20 protein-coding genes are annotated in these 19,216 nt (G+C 47.6%); 13 read left to right on the top strand and 7 right to left on the bottom strand.

Annotated elements, in window-relative coordinates; all coding sequences use genetic code 11:
* Positions 1-131 precede the first annotated feature (131 nt).
* Entirely contained in the window at positions 132-350 is a 219-nt protein-coding gene (locus D7V92_RS22510; protein WP_370036463.1) for a DUF6722 family protein, read from the bottom strand.
* A 225-nt stretch (positions 351-575) separates the two neighbouring features.
* On the opposite strand from D7V92_RS22510, the gene D7V92_RS15585 reads away from it, so the two are divergent.
* Positions 576-1,016 carry an HU family DNA-binding protein gene (locus tag D7V92_RS15585; RefSeq protein ID WP_005868367.1) on the top strand — a complete coding sequence of 147 codons (441 nt, stop codon included), beginning with the start codon at positions 576-578 and terminating at the stop codon, positions 1,014-1,016.
* A 1-nt stretch (position 1,017) separates the two neighbouring features.
* Here D7V92_RS15585 and D7V92_RS15580 read toward each other — a convergent pair whose 3' ends face one another.
* A complete protein-coding gene (locus D7V92_RS15580; protein WP_005856539.1) occupies positions 1,018-1,242 on the bottom strand; it encodes a DUF4248 domain-containing protein in 225 nt (74 codons plus the stop codon).
* Between the two features lie 91 nt (positions 1,243-1,333).
* Between D7V92_RS15580 and D7V92_RS15575 the strand changes: the two genes are divergently transcribed.
* Complete coding sequence (locus tag D7V92_RS15575; protein ID WP_044545083.1) at positions 1,334-1,801, top strand: glucosaminidase domain-containing protein; 468 nt, start codon at positions 1,334-1,336, stop codon at positions 1,799-1,801.
* A gap of 319 nt (positions 1,802-2,120) precedes the next feature.
* On the opposite strand, the gene D7V92_RS15565 is transcribed toward D7V92_RS15575, so the two are convergent.
* Genes D7V92_RS15565 through D7V92_RS15555 form a run of 3 tightly spaced genes read right to left on the bottom strand, consistent with a single transcriptional unit; the run spans position 2,121 to position 5,645 of the window.
* Positions 2,121-3,659: a lipopolysaccharide biosynthesis protein gene (locus D7V92_RS15565; RefSeq protein WP_121773246.1), complete on the bottom strand. Its 1,539-nt coding sequence runs from the start codon at positions 3,657-3,659 to the stop codon at positions 2,121-2,123.
* A gap of 16 nt (positions 3,660-3,675) precedes the next feature.
* On the bottom strand, positions 3,676-4,605 hold the full coding sequence (locus tag D7V92_RS15560) for a glycosyltransferase family A protein (protein WP_051635717.1): 930 nt from the start codon (positions 4,603-4,605) through the stop codon (positions 3,676-3,678).
* Positions 4,602-5,645 carry a glycosyltransferase gene (locus D7V92_RS15555; protein WP_036614399.1) on the bottom strand — a complete coding sequence of 348 codons (1,044 nt, stop codon included), beginning with the start codon at positions 5,643-5,645 and terminating at the stop codon, positions 4,602-4,604. Before D7V92_RS15555 ends, D7V92_RS15560 begins: the two co-directional genes overlap by 4 nt.
* 231 nt (positions 5,646-5,876) lie before the next feature.
* Between D7V92_RS15555 and D7V92_RS15550 the strand changes: the two genes are divergently transcribed.
* From D7V92_RS15550 to D7V92_RS15525, 6 genes are all read left to right on the top strand, one after another.
* Positions 5,877-7,061 carry a glycosyltransferase family 2 protein gene (locus tag D7V92_RS15550; protein WP_121773245.1) on the top strand — a complete coding sequence of 395 codons (1,185 nt, stop codon included), beginning with the start codon at positions 5,877-5,879 and terminating at the stop codon, positions 7,059-7,061.
* A complete protein-coding gene (locus D7V92_RS15545; RefSeq protein ID WP_121773244.1) occupies positions 7,054-7,977 on the top strand; it encodes a glycosyltransferase family 2 protein in 924 nt (307 codons plus the stop codon). Before D7V92_RS15550 ends, D7V92_RS15545 begins: the two co-directional genes overlap by 8 nt.
* Positions 7,952-9,139 (top strand): glycosyltransferase family 2 protein, encoded by a 1,188-nt coding sequence (locus tag D7V92_RS15540; protein ID WP_005868356.1) that lies wholly within the window; start codon positions 7,952-7,954, stop codon positions 9,137-9,139. The genes D7V92_RS15545 and D7V92_RS15540 overlap by 26 nt, the downstream gene beginning before the upstream one ends.
* Before the next feature lie 112 nt (positions 9,140-9,251).
* Positions 9,252-10,376, top strand: coding sequence for a hybrid sensor histidine kinase/response regulator (locus D7V92_RS15535; protein ID WP_005868355.1), 1,125 nt, complete (start codon positions 9,252-9,254; stop codon positions 10,374-10,376).
* A 160-nt stretch (positions 10,377-10,536) separates the two neighbouring features.
* Entirely contained in the window at positions 10,537-10,869 is a 333-nt protein-coding gene (locus tag D7V92_RS15530) for a 6-carboxytetrahydropterin synthase (RefSeq protein WP_005856525.1), read from the top strand.
* Positions 10,856-11,401: a radical SAM protein gene (locus tag D7V92_RS15525; RefSeq protein WP_121773243.1), complete on the top strand. Its 546-nt coding sequence runs from the start codon at positions 10,856-10,858 to the stop codon at positions 11,399-11,401. The genes D7V92_RS15530 and D7V92_RS15525 overlap by 14 nt, the downstream gene beginning before the upstream one ends.
* Positions 11,402-11,436: 35 nt before the next feature.
* Here D7V92_RS15525 and D7V92_RS15520 read toward each other — a convergent pair whose 3' ends face one another.
* Both D7V92_RS15520 and D7V92_RS15515 read right to left on the bottom strand, forming a co-directional pair.
* Positions 11,437-12,783: a dihydroorotase gene (locus D7V92_RS15520; RefSeq protein WP_005868352.1), complete on the bottom strand. Its 1,347-nt coding sequence runs from the start codon at positions 12,781-12,783 to the stop codon at positions 11,437-11,439.
* A gap of 39 nt (positions 12,784-12,822) precedes the next feature.
* Positions 12,823-13,572 carry a polyprenol monophosphomannose synthase gene (locus D7V92_RS15515; protein ID WP_008780511.1) on the bottom strand — a complete coding sequence of 250 codons (750 nt, stop codon included), beginning with the start codon at positions 13,570-13,572 and terminating at the stop codon, positions 12,823-12,825.
* 291 nt (positions 13,573-13,863) lie between these two features.
* On the opposite strand from D7V92_RS15515, the gene D7V92_RS15510 reads away from it, so the two are divergent.
* The 5 genes from D7V92_RS15510 (at position 13,864) to D7V92_RS15490 (ending at position 19,156) form a co-directional block, all read left to right on the top strand.
* Positions 13,864-14,790 carry a hydrogen peroxide-inducible genes activator gene (locus D7V92_RS15510; protein WP_005856517.1) on the top strand — a complete coding sequence of 309 codons (927 nt, stop codon included), beginning with the start codon at positions 13,864-13,866 and terminating at the stop codon, positions 14,788-14,790.
* 86 nt (positions 14,791-14,876) lie between these two features.
* Positions 14,877-16,142: a carboxypeptidase-like regulatory domain-containing protein gene (locus D7V92_RS15505; protein WP_005868347.1), complete on the top strand. Its 1,266-nt coding sequence runs from the start codon at positions 14,877-14,879 to the stop codon at positions 16,140-16,142.
* Positions 16,143-16,224: 82 nt separating this feature from the next.
* On the top strand, positions 16,225-16,764 hold the full coding sequence (locus D7V92_RS15500) for an RNA polymerase sigma-70 factor (RefSeq protein ID WP_005868345.1): 540 nt from the start codon (positions 16,225-16,227) through the stop codon (positions 16,762-16,764).
* Between the two features lie 5 nt (positions 16,765-16,769).
* Positions 16,770-17,621, top strand: coding sequence for a FecR family protein (locus D7V92_RS15495; RefSeq protein ID WP_005856511.1), 852 nt, complete (start codon positions 16,770-16,772; stop codon positions 17,619-17,621).
* Positions 17,600-19,156 carry an STN and carboxypeptidase regulatory-like domain-containing protein gene (locus tag D7V92_RS15490; protein ID WP_036614286.1) on the top strand — a complete coding sequence of 519 codons (1,557 nt, stop codon included), beginning with the start codon at positions 17,600-17,602 and terminating at the stop codon, positions 19,154-19,156. The genes D7V92_RS15495 and D7V92_RS15490 overlap by 22 nt, the downstream gene beginning before the upstream one ends.
* The last annotated feature ends 60 nt before the right edge of the window (positions 19,157-19,216 follow it).

Genomic DNA, 19,216 nt, shown 5'->3' with positions numbered 1-19,216 from the left:
ACACGATAGTCCTTTTATTTCATGCTATCCAACCAACGCTTGCCGGATGGCGTGTACATCCAAACGATAAACACCACAAGTATCAATAGCATTACCCCGAAAAGAAATGTCAATGGATTCATAGCTCTTTATTATTTCAAGATTTTATTACCACAGAAAGCTAACCCGACAGAGAACAAGCTCCCTACCATGAACATTCCAATCATACTTATCTCTATCTTTTCCGATTGGAATAACATAGCTATTCCACCCAGCACCAATGCCGTGAACGTCAGTTTTGACAAATCGTAAAAATATTTGCCCAACGTCTCACGCTGGCACTTCGCCCGTTCACGGGACTCACCTCTCACGTCTCGCCGCTAGTCTTTCTCTTTCATACCGTAAATTTTTCATGTCAATCGAATTTTGATTGAGCAAACATACGCTTATTTCGTTAGAAAACCAAGCGTTATTCACTCAAAATCCACCTCTTTACCCCCATTCACCCGACCTCGCCCCCCTTCATCCCCGTTGACCGGAATCCCCTCCGGGGGATGTCGTACCTTTACAACGTAATCAAAAAAACACCAGACATTATGCCGATCAAGTACCGATTAGTCTTACGAAAAGACATGACCAAGGGAGCCGCCGCCGGCTCCAAGTTGTATTACGCCGTGAACAAGTCCACCGGCACCTGCGATTTCGAGGAGCTGTGCGACCAGATCGCCGACCGCAGCACCGCCTCACGGGGTGACGTGCAGGTCGTGGTAGACGGCCTCCTCTACATCCTCAAGCAACGCCTCCAGAAAGGGGAGACCGTCCAGCTAGGCGATCTCGGCCACTTCCAAGCCGTGATCGGCAGCAAGGGCACCAAGCTGGAGTCCGACTTCAACGCCTCCCTCATCAAACGTCCCCGGATCGTCTTCCGTCCGAGCGTGACGCTAAAGAGCGTCACCGGCCTCGCCAAGTTCGAGAAGATCGTGCCCGACGCACCCGCCCCGGGAGGAGGCGACAGCGAATCCCCCGACGAAATCTGACTCAGGGCTCCCCTAGATGAGAAACGATGCACTCCCGCTGACGGGGCGATAAGATCCGTTGGCGGGGATGCCATCCGCACTCCTCCAGCCGCTCCATCAACTTTCCGCTGACACGTATCCACCGGGACAGCTTATCCGAGGCTTTCTTCTTCGACAATAAGGGAAAATAACTCATCGCTATATCACAAAAATAATAGGCGCCGACACCGGTCTCCCGCTTTTCCATACTGATGCTGTTTATTTATTAACTTATTCAAAGATAGTAATTTAAGATTAATTTTCCAAGAAAAATCAAATCATAATTCATCGTATATATCATGAAACAAGCCTATATCTCCACCCACCTTGCCGACGCCCAGTCCGCCGGCGACCGCTTCCACCTAAACCCCATCATCCTCCTTGCCCAAGCCGCCCTAGAAAGCGGCTGGGGCACCTCCCGCCTAGCCCGGGAGGCCAACAACCATTTCGGCATTACCGGCTACGGGGCGAGCAACGCCTTCTGGCACGGGGGCCGCGTCACCGCCCGGTACAAGCGGGGCGAGCTGCTGTTCCGCCGCTACGACTCGGCACGCAACTCCTACCTCGACTTCGCCCGCCTCCTCGTCTGCTCCTACCCGCAGGCCGCCGCCATGAGCCGTTTCCCCGCCGACTACGCCAAGGCCATCGCCTACAGCCCCTACATCAGCGAGCTGAACGGCGACAACCGGGAGCGCTACCGGGAGACGCTGGTGCAGCTCTGCCGCGAGATCGAACCGATTTACTCATCCCTAAAAAACAACAATTGATATGAATAAGATACGACAAATACTAGCCTTCGTCCGCAGCCTGCTGGATTTCTTGCTAAACCTAGGATCTCACACGCCCCAAAAACAACCGCCCCATGACACGACCGACACTCCCACGGAACCCACGCCCCCCTTTCCCCCACTTCCGCCTGCTCGCCTTGGCCAGCCTCTTCCTGCTGGCGGCACTCTCCCTCCTGCTAGACATGCGGGAGGCGGCGTTGGCGGCTATCGGGGCGATACTCTCGCTCTCGTCCACCCCTCGCCCGGCCCCTTGAACCTGCTGGGCTGGGGGCTGATACTCTCGGCGGCGCTGAGTAGCCTAGGAAGATATGCGGGATTGTATCCGCCGTAGCAGATGCCGTATCCCATCGGAAAACAAGTAGAACAGGGGAATGAATATCGCAAGGAAGATGGTTGACGAATAGATGGCATAAAGCGTCCATGCTACGTATCCACCAAAAGGATCGAATAGCGGAAAGAGACGCAATATGCCGTCTGCCCCCGCCCAAGACAACAAGAACAAGGCCGTATATTTCCCTACATTCTTCCAATACAGGAATACCGGCATCCGGAAACCTTCCTTGTACAGGAAATAGGCTTTCCATACGCAAATGATCGTCAGCGAACTGGCTATATCACCCAGTAAAACCCCCGACAACCCCCACAGGCTACCCCCTATCAAGGCCACGATCACCGTAATGGCAAGCGTAGTGACAGGTGCCCACGTATCATGAAACAAGCCATAGCCGTTGATAAACTGGTCGATAGTTCCCCGATACTGGCTCACGAAAAAGTTGGCCAAGATAATAATCAACACGGAACGTGGCAATACATACTCGGCTCCCAGCCAAACCGTAATGAACGGATCAATCAAGTGATAAAGAGCAAAAGCAAAGAATCCGGCTATCACGAAACGCAACGAGTTGAGCTCCCAAAAGACCTGCAGGATCCGCTTCCGGTCACCCTCGGCGATTAAATTGCCCACGCCGGCGCCAGTACTGCCCAGAAAGTTATTCACCAATTGGCTGAGTTTCGTGATCAGCAACATATAATTCCCATAATAAGCCACCAGCTTCAAGGAAGTAAAGGCGTAAATCAAGAACGGGAGCAATTGCGTACGACCTGTCCCTGCCAAGACATGCACGAATAACTGGCGTGATTTTTGCATGATAATCTTGTTCTCAGGGTATTTCTCCTTCCCGAGAGCGACACTGCACTTCAACCACGGATATACTTGATTGATCTTCCAATTCAATATGACCGAATATAGGATACCAAAAGCCAATTCGACCGCTATCCACAGATAATAGCTGCCGACATAACAGACCAATGCCATCTGCAACAAGGTCTTCACCAGATTCGCCGTCTGCGAGTAAGCCGTAACCACGTAATTCCGCTGGTCCGCACCCAAAAGAAACTGACGATAATTGATAAAATAACCAATCAAGGAAGAGACCAGAAAAGAGAAATAAGCGAAATAAACAACACCTATTCCTATACTCGTATCCTCAAATATAAGCGGTAAAAAAAGCGCTAATATTCCACCGGCTATCAAAATAAACAAACCTACATAACGATACAAATACCCCAAGACCGAAATAATCTCACGCAATTTCTCTTGATTTTTCTCAAACAAAGGTTTATAGAGAATATACCCCATAGAGGCCCCGATACCCAAGTCCGCCAGATTCAAGAAACCCAACAAGTTCTGCAACGTACCCGTCAACCCGATGAAATCAGCTCCTAATCGCTCCAGGAATATCTTCCGTGAGAAAAAAGACAAAAACAAGGTGATGAGATAAAAAAAGACATTCACCTTGGCGTTCTGGAAACTTTTCTTTACCCGAGATTCAGACATCAATGATACCGTGTTTTCATTTAAAAATCTGTTTTACCTTATCTCTCAGCAAATTCTTGAAAGTCCTCAAGACAAGCTCCGGGCGCTCCTCCCGCACATAAATCCACAGCGCCTTGTAATACTCCTTTCTCCCGAAACCGGTCTTGCAAGCATGTACGTAAGTAAAGCTTCCGCTATACCTGTCCACCACCCCCTGTTTACGCAAGAAATGATTCAACCGGCATGACTTAGAGACACGCAGCAGCAAATGATCCAGCACTAAACCATATTCCAAGGAGCCCTGACGAACCGTAGCGCAATAGATGCTACCTGAGCATACGGCAACCCGACAGGCATAATAATCCGTGTAAACCGAGAACATCATGTCATTCGCCACGGGGATTTCCTCAAACGATAATTGACGAGCCACCTGAAAACGCCGTGATATCATCTTTGCCCAAGGTGCATATATCCTGAAGCGGATCCGCTCCCAATCCACGTTCTCCGACAAGTCATCATGACATCTCTGTCGAGGCCTCATGGGTTCAAGAGATTCCGAGTCCGCACTTTCCGCCCGGAACACGATAAGCTCCAGGTCCGAGTCTTTATATCGATCCGCCATCTCAAGGAAATCAGGCAAAAAATAATCGTCAGCATCCGCAAACAACAACCAACGCCCTTTCGCATGCCTCAGCCCCACGTTGCGGGCATATCCGGCGCCTAGCCCTTCACGGGTATAGACAATCTCTACTCCCTCTCTTTCCCGGCCCGGGAAATGAGCGAAGTCTACCTTATCGGAACAACTATTGTCATCCACTACGATGATCTGTATATCCGGCCTTTGAGGGATGGAATCCAAGCAGCGCCGTAGCAAGTCCGGGATATTTTTATGAGGGATGATTATCGAATATACGATCTCCTCCTTATTGGCAGGCACGATCTCCGGCAAAACTGATTCTTTTTTCATTTTCTCGCTCCAAACATATATTTAAACCTTATACCAGTCAACAAGCTCATCCAAGCATCGAAAGCACCAGCCCCAACATGCACCAGCAAGAACTTACCGAGTCGGTCTGCCTTATATTGAGGTAAGAAATACTCCCTAATCCAGCTTCCATCGGAAAAAAGCAATTGCCGCAAGAAGAACAAGCGTTCCTCTTGCGTATAGGCATTCTCCTCTTTGTAAATCGCCAGCAATATCTTATGGAAAAATACGGTCAAAGAGTCCCATGTTTTACTCAAGGAGCGATCCTCCAGACGATATCTTTCCTTAAAAAGGCAAACCCTGCTCAAAAATTGAGAGAAAGCGCCGTACTCGCTCGGGAAATCCTTAATACATCTTGAGAGCGTATCCATGGAATAACCTACCCGATATACATAGCCGGAACAGTCGCGGATCGATACAAAATCCGCATAGGCAAGATAGTCCAGCATGAAAAGCATATCTTCCAAACCAGATATGGAAGGGACGAACTGAAGTTTCCATTTCCGGATAAGCCGATTATCGTAGAGCTTCATGCAAGCGTACATCACATGCTTGCCCATTAGTTCCGTGAGGAAGCAACCATACATTTCAGGAGATAGATCCCTCTCCGGGACATGGATCCTTTCCAAGCTACCATCAGGTAATAGCTTGTCAAATCCCCCTACAACAACACCTATACATTCTTTATTCGCCGGCAGCATTTCACATAAGCTCTCCAAATAATCCGCGGTTATGTAGTCATCCGAATCGACAAAAGCTATATAAGTACCCCTAGCATGCCGTAATCCCGTATTCCGGGCGCAACTCAATCCTGCGTTCTCTTGATGAAAGACCCTTACCCGCTCGTCCCTCCCGGCGCATTCGTCACAAATCTCTCCGCAACGATCCGGGCTGCCATCATCTATCAGAAGCAACTCGAAATCCTCAAAAGTCTGCGCTAAAATACTATCAAGGCATTTGGGCAGATAGGATTCCACCTTGTAGACTGGAACGATAACCGATATCAAAGGGCTTTCATTCATGACCGCATCCATTTAACCAGCATTAAACACCACATTTGACCAATCATAATTTTTGACAAAAATAATAAATTAAAACCGGAAAAACAGAAAACTTTCTTAGAAATTCAACAAATCTATCGGGGTACGACCTATTTAACATGTATCGGTATCCTACTTTCCAAAAAAATATGACAAAAAAGCAGTCGCCACTAAAGACTTGTTGAAAATTATATTACTTTTGCGAAAAAACGAATGCGATTGTTAATCTATATCGATATATTCTTCTTTACTCTTACGGCCCTTCTCACCGGCTATGACCTATTCTTCACGCTCGCCTCCTTTCTAAAGAGGAAGCGCAGGAAAACCCAATATATTCAATTCCAGACTTTTGCCGTGATATTCGCCGCCTATAAGGAAGACGCCGTCATACTCGAATCTGCCAAGAGTTTTATCAAGCAAGATTACCCAAAGGATAAATACCGGGTGATCGTAGTATCCGATCATATGCTCCCGGAGACGAACAAGGCATTGGCCGAATTACCGATCGAGCTGCTTACGCCCGACTTCGACCATAGCATGAAGCATAAATCCGTCACGTACGCATTGGAATATATAGGCAATAGCGCAGACAAGGTCGTAATCATGGATGCTGATAATATGACGGATACCGATTTCCTGACCCGCATAAACACGATCACCCAAGATAGCATCGTCCTTCAAGCACATCGGACCCTCAAGAACGAGAATACGTCTATAGCGATCTGGGATGGACTTTCGGAGGAAATCAACAACACGATTTTCAGGAAAGGACGTGTCAATGTGGGGATATCTTCCTCCTTGATCGGTTCCGGTATGGTATTCGATCTCGGATGGCTCAAGACACACATGAGGAAATGCGAGACATTCGCCGAGGATAAGGAACTGGAGATATTCTTGGCCGCACAAAATATCTTCGTCGACTATGCGGACAACATATATGTATACGACGAGAAAACCTCCCGGCAGGAGGTGATGGCCCGCCAACGCTCCCGCTGGTTCCACGCCCAATTGGTAGCGTTCGGCCTTATCTTGAAGCATTTCAACAAGCATTCGCTAAACAGGAATTACATGGATAAGCTCTTTCAATGGATTCCTTTTCCACGGATACTGAAAATCCTTATCCCTGTCATCTTCATGCTGATCTGGAGCATACAAGATATCCACCTCGCCTATAAATGGCTCGCACTGATTACAGGAGGGGCCCTCACCTATTGGCTGGCCATTCCCCGCAAGATGCATACACGGAAGCTCTACAGGAACTTATCGAAGCTTCCCTTCCTTTTTTTCATATTGACAAAAGGATATATAGCCTCATTCATCCGGATAAAAAACAAGGACACGAGCTTCCAGAACACTCCTCATGACATAACGACAAAAAAAGAAGAAAGCCATGCTTAAAAAAGTCTCCATTATCACTATCAATTATAACGGATTGAAAGATACCGTCGAGATGATCGAATCCTTGGCTATCCATGAGACTTATCTTCATGAGATTATTATCATAGACAACGCTTCCACCGATCCTCTGGAACATAAGCTTCTCCAATCCAAGTTTCCAGACATACAGGTTATACGGAGTGAGAAAAACATTGGATTCGCCGGTGGCAATAACCTCGGGATATCACAGGCTAAAGGTGAGTACTTATTGTTTCTTAATAATGATACGATCATTACTTGTCCCATATTGGAAAACTTGGTGAACGCACTGGATAGCGATCCACAAATCGGGGCCGTATCCCCGAAAATAACTTGTTGGCCAGAGAAACAGAGGTTACAATACGCAGGCTCCACGCCAATGAGTCCAGTCACCCTCCGTAATAGCAATATAGGGCATGGACAAATCGACCAAGGACAATTCAACAAGTCTGGCGAGACGGCCTTTACCCACGGCGCGGCCATGATGATCCGGACCACCGATCTCACGAAATTCGGCCGGATGCCGGAATTTTATTTCCTTTACTACGAGGAGCTGGACTGGTGCGTGCAAATAAGGCGGGCCGGGCTGAAAATCTGGTACGAGGCTACCTCCACCGTCTATCATAAGGAGAGCATGAGCGTAGGGAAACAAAGTCCGCTTCAGGTCTATTATCATACCCGCAACCGCCTTTTATTCGCCAAACGATCGATCGATAAAAGGGATGAAAGGATTTACTCATACATCTACCAAACCCTAGTGGCTTTCCCGAAACGCCTCTCGATCTATCTCGTAAAAGGGAAATTCCGGCTGATCGGGGCGCTAGGCAAGGGATTAATAAACGGATTAATCGCAATCAACAAGGATATGAATTATGGAAAAGAGCTGTCAAGTCATTGAGATCCTCTTCTGGATCGGCATCGGGATCGTTTTCTATACCTATCTGGGGTATGGGATCGTATTATACCTTATGGTAAAGATCAAGGAGCTGTTCGTTAAACCCCGGCTCCCCCGCCTTCCCGAGACACTACCGGAGGCCACGTTGCTGATAGCCGCCTACAACGAGGAGGCGATCGTGGCGAGCAAGATGGTGAATTGCAGACAACTGGATTATCCGGCGGATAAGCTGAGACTGGTCTGGATCACCGATGGAAGCAATGACAACACGAATGAAAGACTGAAAGAGTACCCGGAGGTCACCGTACTGTACCAACCGCGGCGACAAGGAAAGACCGCCGCCTTGAACCGAGCCCTCCCCTACGTCAATACCCCCTACGTCATCTTCACCGACGCCAACACGATGCTGAACAAGGGCGCCATCAAGGAGATCATACGCCAGTTCAGCGACCCACGGGTAGGCTGCGTGGCCGGAGAGAAACGGGTAGAGATACAAGCCGAGCAAGGAGCCACCGCCGGAGAAGGCATATACTGGAAATACGAGTCCGCCCTCAAGCGACTGGACTACCGCCTATACTCCGCCGTCGGGGCGGCAGGCGAGCTCTTCGCCATCCGTACCTCCCTCTTCGAGCAGATGCCCCCGGATACCCTGCTGGACGATTTCATCCTCTCCCTGCGCATAGCGATGAGAGGCTACAAGATCGCCTACAGCAAAGAGGCGTACGCCCTCGAGAGCGCCTCCCTGAACATGCGGGAGGAGGAGAAACGTAAAGTACGCATATCGGCCGGAGGATTGCAATCGGTATGGCGGCTACGGGGATTATTGAATATCTTCCGGTACGGGATACTGAGCTTCCAATACATCAGCCACCGGGTACTGCGCTGGACGCTGACGCCGGTCGTGCTCTTCGCCCTCCTGCCCCTCAACCTGCTCCTTGCCTGTACCGGGCATACCCTTTACACGGTCATCCTTGCCCTGCAATTAGCGTTTTACCTGCTGGGATACTTGGGGTATAAAATGGAAAAACGGAACATCCGGAACAAGCTATTATTCATTCCTTATTACTTTTTATTCATGAATATCAATGTCATACGAGGGTATAGCTATCTCGCTAAGCATAAAGGCACAGGCGCTTGGGAAAAAGCCAAACGAGGTGCGGGATAAAAAAATAAAAAAATAGATGGATAAATAGTCGTTATATGTCGACTTTAATTAATACTTTTGCGCTATTGATACTATTTGAATATCAAGAAAACTAGAACACAATTTAGATACAATGGATAAATTGGCCTCAGAGTATAAAGTTCTTATCGTAGATGATGTCCCTACAAACGTCATGCTAGTACAAGCCATACTGAAGAAAGAGGGATATACGCTTTTGACTTGCGACAGCGGGACAAAAGCGCTACGCATAGCTAACGAGAAACACCCAAATCTGATATTACTCGATATCATGATGCCTGAGATGGACGGATATGAGGTCCTCCAGCATCTGAAAAGCAATCCCGAGACTACGGATATACCCGTGATTATCATGTCCGCCCTAAGCGATATGCAAAGCATCGTGAAAGGTTACCAATTGGGCGCCACCGAATACGTCACAAAGCCTTTCCAACGTGAGGAGCTGGTGAAGAGGGTGGCCCACCGCTACGAGCTTTACAGCATCAAGCGCATCAAGGCCGAGCTGGAGAACACGATCGAGTCTAGGGATACGCTATACTCCGTTATCGCCCATGACCTGCGTTCCCCGCTAGGCTCGTTGAAAATGATGAATAACGCCATCTTGATGATGGTGGACAAGGAGCGGGTAGGCGACGAGGTGTACGAGATGATCCAGATGATGAACAAGACCTCCGAGGAGATCTTCCTCTTGCTGGACAACCTGCTGAAATGGGCCAAGAACCGCTTGAACAAGCAGCACGTATATAAGCAACAGACCGACATAAACAGTATCATCGACAGTACCGCCGAGATGTATATCCCGATGGCGGCGCAAAAAGGCGTGAAGATTATCCTAGAAAATCTGGATAAAGAGCTGGTAGGCTTGGTCGATATCGATATGCTCAAGACGATTATCCGTAACCTGATCTCTAACGCCATGAAGTTTAGTTTCGAGGGGGGCACGATCACCTTATCCTCACGCTCCGAGGGGGATTTCGTAACCGTTAGCGTGAAAGATACCGGCAAGGGCATCAAGAAAGAGGATCAAGACAAGCTCTTGAAACAAGACTCGCATTTCACGACCTACGGGACGAAGAACGAGAAAGGCTCCGGTCTGGGATTGATGCTTTGCAAGGACTTCGTGGAGCTTCATGGAGGAAAGCTTTGGTTCGAGTCCGAGGGCGAGGGCAAAGGAACGACCTTCCTGTTCTCGATGAAGGCGCTGAACCAAGAGGCATAGCCGATCGACGTACCGCCTGTCTCTACCGATCGTAGACAAGTGTCGTACAAACAAACTAAATATTTCGTATATTTGCATCCCGGATTAATATCCGGGATTTTTTTGTGTGCCGAGGTGACATTAGGTACATTATTATTTATCGTATAAACATTATTATCGTATGTATACCGTAATTAAACGTATGGAGATCTCCGCTTCCCATAGCTTGAGATTGTCCTACCCCAGCAAATGTGAGAATCTACATGGTCACAATTGGATGATCACGGTTTATTGCCGCTCCAAGGAATTAAACGCCGATGGCATGGTAGTCGATTTCAGTCATATCAAGAGATCGGTGAAATCCCTGTTGGACCACCAGAACTTGAACGATATCTTACCTTTCAACCCGACGGCGGAGAACATAGCCTTTTGGGTATACGAGCAGATCCCGTCTTGTTTCAAGGTAGAGGTAAAAGAGTCTGAGGGTAACACGGCGATCTATGAGGAAGATTAACGAGATATTCTACAGCTTGCAAGGCGAAGGGTTCCATACGGGGACTCCCGCCGTATTCGTCCGCTTCTCCGGTTGCAACCTGAGATGTAGCTTCTGCGACACCCTCCACGAGGAGGGCGTAATGATGACGGACGAGGAGATCGTGGAGAAGGTATCTTCCTTTCCCGCACGGATGGTAATCCTGACGGGAGGAGAACCTAGCCTGTGGATCGACAAGGCGCTTATATCCCGCTTACGTGAGGCGGGGAAACAGATCTGTATCGAGACCAACGGCACACGCCCCTTGCCCGACGGCATCGACTGGGTGACTTGCTCGCCCAAGGAGAACGCCCCGGTGGTATTGGAAAGAGTCGACGAGATAAAGGTGGTTTATACCGGGCAAGACCTGTCCGCATACGCCGAAATCCCCGCACGGTACCATTTCCTGCAACCCTGCTCCTGCCAAAATACGAAAGAGGTAGTGGATTACATCCTCCGGCATCCCCGGTGGAGACTAAGTCTGCAAACCCATAAACTGATCGATATCCAATAGATAGGATGAGACGGGGGCATGCCCCGTCTCTACTGCTATAGATAACGGACTTCCTTACCCCTCACGGCGTCATTCACCTCTCCATCGCCATAGGCCAACTCGCCATTCACGAAAGTCTTCCATACGCCATGGTGGAACGTATAGCCCTCGAAAGGAGACCAGCCGCATTTGTACAAGATATTCTCCTTCGATACCGTCCAAGTCTGCTCCGGATCGATCAATACGATATCGGCGTAGTATCCGGGACGGATGTATCCCCTCCTATCGATACGAAACAGCTCCGCCGGCATATGCGCCATCTTCTCGACCACCTTCTCGTACGTGAAACGGCCTTCCATCGCCAGCTCCAACATCGTGATCAAGGAGTGCTGGATAAGCGGTCCTCCGGAAGCCGCCTTCAAGCAAGAGCCTTGCTTCTCCTCCGGTAGATGCGGGGCATGGTCGGTAGCCACGATATCGATCGTATTGTTATTGACCGCCTCACGCAGCGCCGCGCGATCCTCGATCGTCTTGATAGAAGGATTCCACTTGATACGATTACCGAATTGGGCGTAGTCGCCGTCATGAAACCACAGATGGTGCACGCAGACCTCGCCGGTTATCTTTTTCTCGCTCAAGGGAAGATGGTTACTGAGCAACGATAATTCCTTCTCCGTGGAGAGATGCAGGATATGCAAACGGGAATCCAAGCGGGTAGCCAGTTCAACCGCCTCGGCCGAGCATTGGTAGCAGGCCTCCTCGCTACGGATCTTGCTATGGAAAGAGATATCCAGATCCTCGCCATGCAGGTTCGTGTAATACTGGATATTACGCCGGATCACCTCCTCTTTCTCCGCATGGATGGCGATCAGCATACCGGCCTCGCCGAAGATACGCTCCAACGAGTCTTTCTTGTCCACCAGCATATTTCCCGTAGACGAGCCGAGGAAGAGTTTCAGTCCCGGCACACGGCTACGATCCAGCCTGCGGATCTCGTCCATATTATCGTTTGTCCCACCGAAGAAGAAGGAGTAATTCGCACGGGAGACCTCGGCGGCACGGTTGAATTTCCATTCCAGATCGGCGATCGTCGTGGTCTGTGGCTTCGTGTTCGGCATGTCCATGAAGGTCGTCACGCCACCGGCCACGGCCGCACGGCTCTCGGTCCCGATATCCCCCTTATGGGTAAGCCCGGGGTCCCGGAAATGCACCTGATCATCGATGACGCCCGGTATCAACCATTTCCCCGTAGCGTCGATCACTTGGTTCGCCTCGGCACGCACGTTCCCGGGAACCTCTCCCTCGAACACCGCCGCGATCTTATCCCCCTCCACCAACACCGAGCCGATAAAAGAACGGCCCTCGTTGATGATTCTCGGATTTTGGATTAATATTTTATTCATCTTTCTTATTCTATTATAAATTGTCAAACTCTGTTTTCATTAGGCATGGCTCGCATGTTTCCTCGGATACTTCCTGAAGAAACTCCACCATTTCAATTGAAGGACGCCGAATAAAGCCTCCCCGAATATCGAAGAGTTCATCTTGGAGACACCCAAGGCACGGTTGATAAAGATGATCGGCACCTCCACGAGCTTGAAGCCGCACTTATAAGCCGTAAACTTCATCTCCACCTGAAAGGCGTATCCCTTGAAATGGACACGGTCCAGATCGATCGTCTCCAGCACCTCACGGCGGTAACATTTAAAGCCCGCCGTCGTATCCTGTATCTTCATACCCGTGACGATACGGACATACACCGAGGCGAAATAAGACATCAACACACGGCCCAACGGCCAGTTCACCACATTCACCCCGTTGCAATACCTCGACCCGATGGCTACGTCGGCACCCTGTGCGGTACAAGCGGCGTATAGCTTCGGCAGGTCATTGGGATTATGACTGAAATCGGCGTCCATCTCGAAAATAAAATCATATTTATGCTCGATAGCCCATTTAAAACCCCGGATATAAGCGGTACCCAATCCCAGCTTCCCTTTACGCTCCACGATAAAAAGACGCTCCGGGAACTCCTTCTGCAAGCCCTTCACGATAGCCGCCGTCCCATCCGGAGAGCCATCATCGATCACCAAGATATGAAACACTTTCTCCAGCCCGAACACGGCACGAATGATATTCTCAATATTCTCCTTCTCGTTGTATGTAGGAATAATGACGATACTGTCTGACATATACTTTAATCAATTAATTTTTAGCTCATTATATATACGACTGTAAACCATTTGTAAATTACTCTCCAAAGTTACATATTTTTTCTGTGTAAATCTATCATCCAGTTAGCCCATTCGTCTGTTCCATGATAAGCAAATGTATTTTGGCTTTTCACCCAACTTCCCCGATTTCCCCCTAAATGCCTAATACTCAAATTAAGCTGATTTATTCTTCCACTTTTATTCGATTATTCCAGCGTTTTTCCGTAAGTTTGTCTTCATTAATTTCTAACGCTTGTAAAATTAAGTACTATGAATATACAGCAACTCGAATATATCCTAGCGGTGGATACTTATCGTCATTTCGCAAAGGCAGCAGAGCATTGTAGGGTGACACAACCGACATTGAGTATGATGATCCAAAAGCTGGAAGACGAACTAGGTATTAAATTGTTCGATCGAAACCTACAACCCGTTCGCCCCACACCTGCCGGACGTAAGGTTATTGAGCAAGCGAGAAATGTCCTCTATCAGGCTTCTCTTATCAAAGATATCGTGAACGAGGAGGAACAGTCATTGAAAGGTACGTTCCGCTTAGCGGTGCTACCGACTATCGCCCCTTATTTGCTACCTCGCTTTTTCCAGCAATTATCGGAAAAGCATACGGATCTTGACATCCGTATGCTGGAAATGAAAACCGCTCCCACTATGGCCGCCCTGCAAAACGGGGAAATCGACGCCGCTATCATAGCGAACCAACCCACTGAATCCAATTTACAAGGAGATATATTATATTATGAGCAATTCTTCGGATACGTGGCTCACAACGAATCTATCTTCAAAAAGGATTTGATCCGTACCGCCGATATCAACGACGAGCGGTTGTGGCTGCTGGACGAGGGACATTGCTTCCGTGACCAGCTGATGCGTTTCTGCCAGATGGAAAAGGTAAAGGTTCGCCAAGCCGCTTACCGTTTAGGTAGCCTAGAGACATTTATGCGTATGGTGGAAAGCGGTAACGGTATTACGTTCATCCCGGAATTGGCTACCCTGCAATTAAGTAAAGAGCAGAAAGAATTGGTACGTCCGTTCGCCATTCCCAAGCCGACACGGGAGATCGTCTTTGTCACCCGTAAAGATTTTATCCGGCATACCGTAGCGGGTATTTTAATAGAGAGCATCAAGAAAGCGGTACCTAAAGAAATGTTGACTTTGCAGCCCGGACAAAAGGTTGTGTGATTTTTTTGATAAATCCCATAGGGTATTTCTTTTCTGAGCGATCCTATAAGTACAAAGTGATTATTTACCATTAAAACAATACAAATATGAAAGCGCTCTGTAAACAAACTATGGGATTTATCCTGATGATACTGTTGGCTTGCGGTGTAACCTCTATAAAGGCACAGGATAGCGCAGACGATGAGTTTATCACTGTCAGCGGTGTAGTAAAAGACAAGCAAACACGAAAAAAACTGGAATACGTAAATATCTCTATTCCGGGAACCAACGTGGGAACGATCACCAATAATGACGGTGAGTTCTCTATCAAAGTGAAAAACGGCCTCCATGCCAGACAAGTAGAAGTATCGCATATCGGATATTTGAATGGCTTGATCCCCGTGAACGATAAGGACATATTAGAATGCACGGTACTACTCGAACCGAACATGAATACGCTTAGCGAAGTCATTATCCGGGCCGGAGATCCTCGATATATCGTAGAGGAGGCGATTGAGAAAGTAAATAAGAATTACATCGCCACAGGTAGCATGCTTACCGGGTTCTACCGGGAGACCGCACAAAAAGGCCGTCGTTACATCAATATCTCGGAAGCGGTTATCGATGTTTACAAAACTCCCTATAAGGACAGGAACGTGGAACGGGATCGGGTACAGATCTATAAAGGACGTAAATTATTGAGCGAGAAGGCTAGCGACACATTAGCCGTGAAATTATTGGGAGGCCCAAACCTATCCGTTTACGTGGATGTGGTGAAGAATCCGGATTTATTGCTCGACCCGAATATCTTACCTTATTACGCCTTCCGTATGGAAGAAAGCGTGATGTTAAACGACCGACCGCATTACGTAATCAGTTTCCAACCTCAAGCGATCTTGCCTTACGCTTTATATTACGGCAAATTATATATCGATAAGGAACGGCTTTCCTTCAGCCGTGCGGAATTCGCCCTCAGCATGGATGACCGGAATAAGGCTACCGAGGCCATCCTCCGCAAAAAGCCTTTTGGCTTGCGATTTAAACCCGTGGAGGTAGCTTTCCTCGTAACTTACAAAGAACGTGACGGCATGAGCTATCTGAGTTATATCCGCAATGAGGTTCGCTTTAAATGCGACTGGAAACGAAAACTCTTCTCTACCAACTACACGATCGTATCCGAGATGGTCGTTACCGATGGTAAAGAACAAAATAACTCCATCCCCTACCGGATGTCTTTTAAAGCGGATCAGTCTCTATCCGACAAGGTATCGGACTTCGCCGACGAGAACTTCTGGGGAGCTTACAACATTATCGAGCCTACCGAGTCTTTGGAGAATGCGGTATATAAATTAAAGAAGCAACATAAAAATTGACCGTGTAAATATACTATCGACAATGATATGGACAAATCATTATCTTTGTCCATTATCAATTATCTGTTGAAACCAAATTATTATGGATTTGTTCGTACTCAAAAAGATCAAGGAAGGGGATATTAAAGCATTCGAAAGTATTTTCAGGCTTTATTATACCCCTCTTTGCCTGTACGCAACCAGTATAACAGGAGAGCAGGAAGTTGCGGAGGAGATCGTTCAGGACTTGTTTTATGTATTCTGGAAAGAAAGAGAATCTCTTCCAATCTTACGTTCCATCAAGAACTACCTTTATGGAGCTACCCGGAACCGGTCCTTACAATATCTGGAGCATCGGGAAGTACGATACCGATACCGGAATACGGTTTTAGCCAGAGAGAATCCGGAATCCGAATCGTATACCCCGCAAGATCAACTTGAGTACAAAGAATTGCAATCCTTGGTCAACCGGGCATTAGGTAAATTGCCCGAACGCCGCCTCCGGATCTTTCGGATGCACCGTTTCGAAGGAATGAAATACGCGGAGATAGCCTCCAGCCTCTCATTGTCCATAAAGACAGTAGAAGCGGAAATGACCAAGGCACTACAAACACTAAGAAAAGAAATCGAGAATTATACCTAACAGTTATGAATCAAATAGAAAAAAATAAATTGAAGACAGACCAAGCATGGGAACAATTATACACTCGCTTGGAGCAAGACGGGCTGCTGGATAAGCCAATTTCCGGTACACAAATCCCATACCGGATCGGACTTATGAAATGGGCCGCCGCTATCGTTATACTCTGTGTATCGGTAGCTACGGCTATTTTCCTTGGACGAGAACGGACACCGGAAACCACTCTGCTCACCCTGCATAATAACGAGGCTTCCACCACCTTGGTCACGACTTTGGAAGACGGGTCTATCGTTTATCTGGCCGATAACAGTCAGTTAAGCTATCCGGAACATTTCCAAAGAGAAAAAAGAGAGGTGTCTCTACTAGGAAACGCCCTTTTTGATGTAAGCGGGAATAAGGAACGTCCTTTCCTAATCGAGACAGAGCAGGCCCGGATCGAGGTATTGGGAACCTCATTCAATATCAAAAGCTCGGATAAAAGCGCCTTTGAATTGGCCGTTCGCCGGGGATTAGTGAAAGTGACACTCAAGAAGAACGGAGAACAAACGCTGGTAAAGGCCGGTCAAACCGTATCCTTATTCTCCAACCGTTTACAAGTAGCTCCGACTCAAGATAACGAACAATTTTCCGATTACACCCGCCGTATCCAGTTTAAGGATGAGCGCTTAGGAGATATCTTGCATGTAATTAATCTGGAATATCCGAAGATGCCATTGAAGACAACGGCTGATTTAGAGAATAGACGGCTGACCGTTAGTTTCTATAATAACTCACCCGCGACGATGGCTGAACTGATCTGCGCGGCGTTAAAACTAAAATGTACGCAACAAAATAATATATGGATGATTTCCGAACCTTGAGACAGCTGATCGTAGGATGGTTGCTGTTATTCGTAGCTCTCATCCCTATGAATGCCCAGAATGGTAACGTACTGGGACAGGTCATACGATTGCCTAAATCAAAAGGAAATATCTACCAATTGCTGGGACTCGTCACGGAACGTTCCGGCTATCTTTTTATATACGACAGTAAGATTATCGATAATGAACAAACAACATCAATAAAAGGTGGAGATTATACGATACAAGAAGCTATATACGCTATTACCGGTAATAAAAATCTGGCGATTCGTGCGATAGAGAACCATCTCTTGCTTTATCTGCCAGAGAGTCCCTCCGCTCCTAAAAGCGCATCCGTAACTCCCGATTCCATACAAACCTATTTCTCGATAGAAGGTTCTTTACAGGATCAATATACCCATGAGCCAATCGCGTTCGGATCGGTAGGAATCGGCGAGGCCGCTATCGGCACCATCACCAACCAGAATGGAGAGTTCCGATTGAAATTACCGGACTCACTCCGATTATCTAAGGTACGTTTCTCTCATATCGGCTATCTTCCCCAAGAGATAGATGGTCGGGAGTTAATAGATAAACATACCGTCTTATCCCTAGAGCCTAAAGTAATCTCCATCCAAGAAGTTATCGTGCGTCTAACCAATCCGAAACGCTTATTACAGGAGATGCTGGACGAGAGAAGAAGCAATTATTCCCAGCACCCGATTTACCTTACCACATTTTACAGAGAAGGCGTTGAACGTAAAAAAGGACTCGTAGGACTGACCGAGGCTGTTTTTAAGGTATATAAGGCATCTTACCACAGCAATGCCTTGGCCGATCAAGTGAAACTACTAAAGATGCGCCGCATTAGTAACGAGCAAGAAAAGGACACGTTGATCACAAAAATGAAGTCGGGTATCTACTCCTGCCTTGTCTTGGACTTGATGAAACAGTTACCGGAGTTTCTGGATCCTAGCCCGGATTCACCCTATACATACGCCCATACCGACATCACGGTAGTGGATGATCGACTTGCTAACGTCATCTCTTTCGAGCAACGAAAGAGTATCAATGAACCGCTTTATCGGGGACAGATATATATCGACATGGAAAATAATGCCTTATTAAGGGTGGACTTTGAGGTCAATCCCCAATATATCGAGCAAGCGGCCGGCATGTTCGTCGAGAGAAAAAGCCGGAATTTACGGATCACGCCCCAGAAAGTAGCCTATACGGTATCTTACAAGCAATGGAATGGCACCTACTACATTAACCATATCCGGGGAGATCTGCATTTTAAAATTAAAAAAAGAAGACAACTTTTTAACACAAATATTTTACATACTTGGTTCGAAATGGTTACCTGTAAGATAGATACAGCCAATGTGAACCGCTTCTCACGCATTGAATCCCTTCCCACCCGCACGGTTTTCTCGGATACTCACTTCAACTACGACGAGGGTTTCTGGGGAGATTTTAACGTAATATTACCCGAAGACAAACTGAATGAGGCTATTAGCAGAATCACCTCAAAGATAGAGGAAACGAACTACTAATCTCCTGAAAATCATAAAGGGAGCCTTTTCGCAAAGGCTCCCTTTATAGGTTTTTAATAG

Source organism: Parabacteroides sp. CH2-D42-20 (assembly GCF_003670185.1).
Lineage (GTDB): Bacteria > Bacteroidota > Bacteroidia > Bacteroidales > Tannerellaceae > Parabacteroides > Parabacteroides distasonis.
Note: the sequence above shows the minus strand (reverse complement) of the source record. Positions and strands in the feature narration are given on the sequence as shown.

Bases quoted from the DNA above. Each gene is read 5' to 3' on its own strand.
- D7V92_RS15585 (WP_005868367.1), top strand. From the start codon at position 576: ATGCCGATCAAGTACCGATTAGTCTTACGAAAAGACATGACCAAGGGA.
- D7V92_RS15580 (WP_005856539.1), bottom strand. From the start codon at position 1,242: ATGGAAAAGCGGGAGACCGGTGTCGGCGCCTATTATTTTTGTGATATA.
- D7V92_RS15575 (WP_044545083.1), top strand. From the start codon at position 1,334: ATGAAACAAGCCTATATCTCCACCCACCTTGCCGACGCCCAGTCCGCC.
- D7V92_RS15565 (WP_121773246.1), bottom strand. From the start codon at position 3,659: ATGTCTGAATCTCGGGTAAAGAAAAGTTTCCAGAACGCCAAGGTGAAT.
- D7V92_RS15560 (WP_051635717.1), bottom strand. From the start codon at position 4,605: ATGAAAAAAGAATCAGTTTTGCCGGAGATCGTGCCTGCCAATAAGGAG.
- D7V92_RS15555 (WP_036614399.1), bottom strand. From the start codon at position 5,645: ATGAATGAAAGCCCTTTGATATCGGTTATCGTTCCAGTCTACAAGGTG.
- D7V92_RS15550 (WP_121773245.1), top strand. From the start codon at position 5,877: ATGCGATTGTTAATCTATATCGATATATTCTTCTTTACTCTTACGGCC.
- D7V92_RS15545 (WP_121773244.1), top strand. From the start codon at position 7,054: ATGCTTAAAAAAGTCTCCATTATCACTATCAATTATAACGGATTGAAA.
- D7V92_RS15540 (WP_005868356.1), top strand. From the start codon at position 7,952: ATGGAAAAGAGCTGTCAAGTCATTGAGATCCTCTTCTGGATCGGCATC.
- D7V92_RS15535 (WP_005868355.1), top strand. From the start codon at position 9,252: ATGGATAAATTGGCCTCAGAGTATAAAGTTCTTATCGTAGATGATGTC.
- D7V92_RS15530 (WP_005856525.1), top strand. From the start codon at position 10,537: ATGTATACCGTAATTAAACGTATGGAGATCTCCGCTTCCCATAGCTTG.
- D7V92_RS15525 (WP_121773243.1), top strand. From the start codon at position 10,856: ATGAGGAAGATTAACGAGATATTCTACAGCTTGCAAGGCGAAGGGTTC.
- D7V92_RS15520 (WP_005868352.1), bottom strand. From the start codon at position 12,783: ATGAATAAAATATTAATCCAAAATCCGAGAATCATCAACGAGGGCCGT.
- D7V92_RS15515 (WP_008780511.1), bottom strand. From the start codon at position 13,572: ATGTCAGACAGTATCGTCATTATTCCTACATACAACGAGAAGGAGAAT.
- D7V92_RS15510 (WP_005856517.1), top strand. From the start codon at position 13,864: ATGAATATACAGCAACTCGAATATATCCTAGCGGTGGATACTTATCGT.
- D7V92_RS15505 (WP_005868347.1), top strand. From the start codon at position 14,877: ATGAAAGCGCTCTGTAAACAAACTATGGGATTTATCCTGATGATACTG.
- D7V92_RS15500 (WP_005868345.1), top strand. From the start codon at position 16,225: ATGGATTTGTTCGTACTCAAAAAGATCAAGGAAGGGGATATTAAAGCA.
- D7V92_RS15495 (WP_005856511.1), top strand. From the start codon at position 16,770: ATGAATCAAATAGAAAAAAATAAATTGAAGACAGACCAAGCATGGGAA.
- D7V92_RS15490 (WP_036614286.1), top strand. From the start codon at position 17,600: ATGGATGATTTCCGAACCTTGAGACAGCTGATCGTAGGATGGTTGCTG.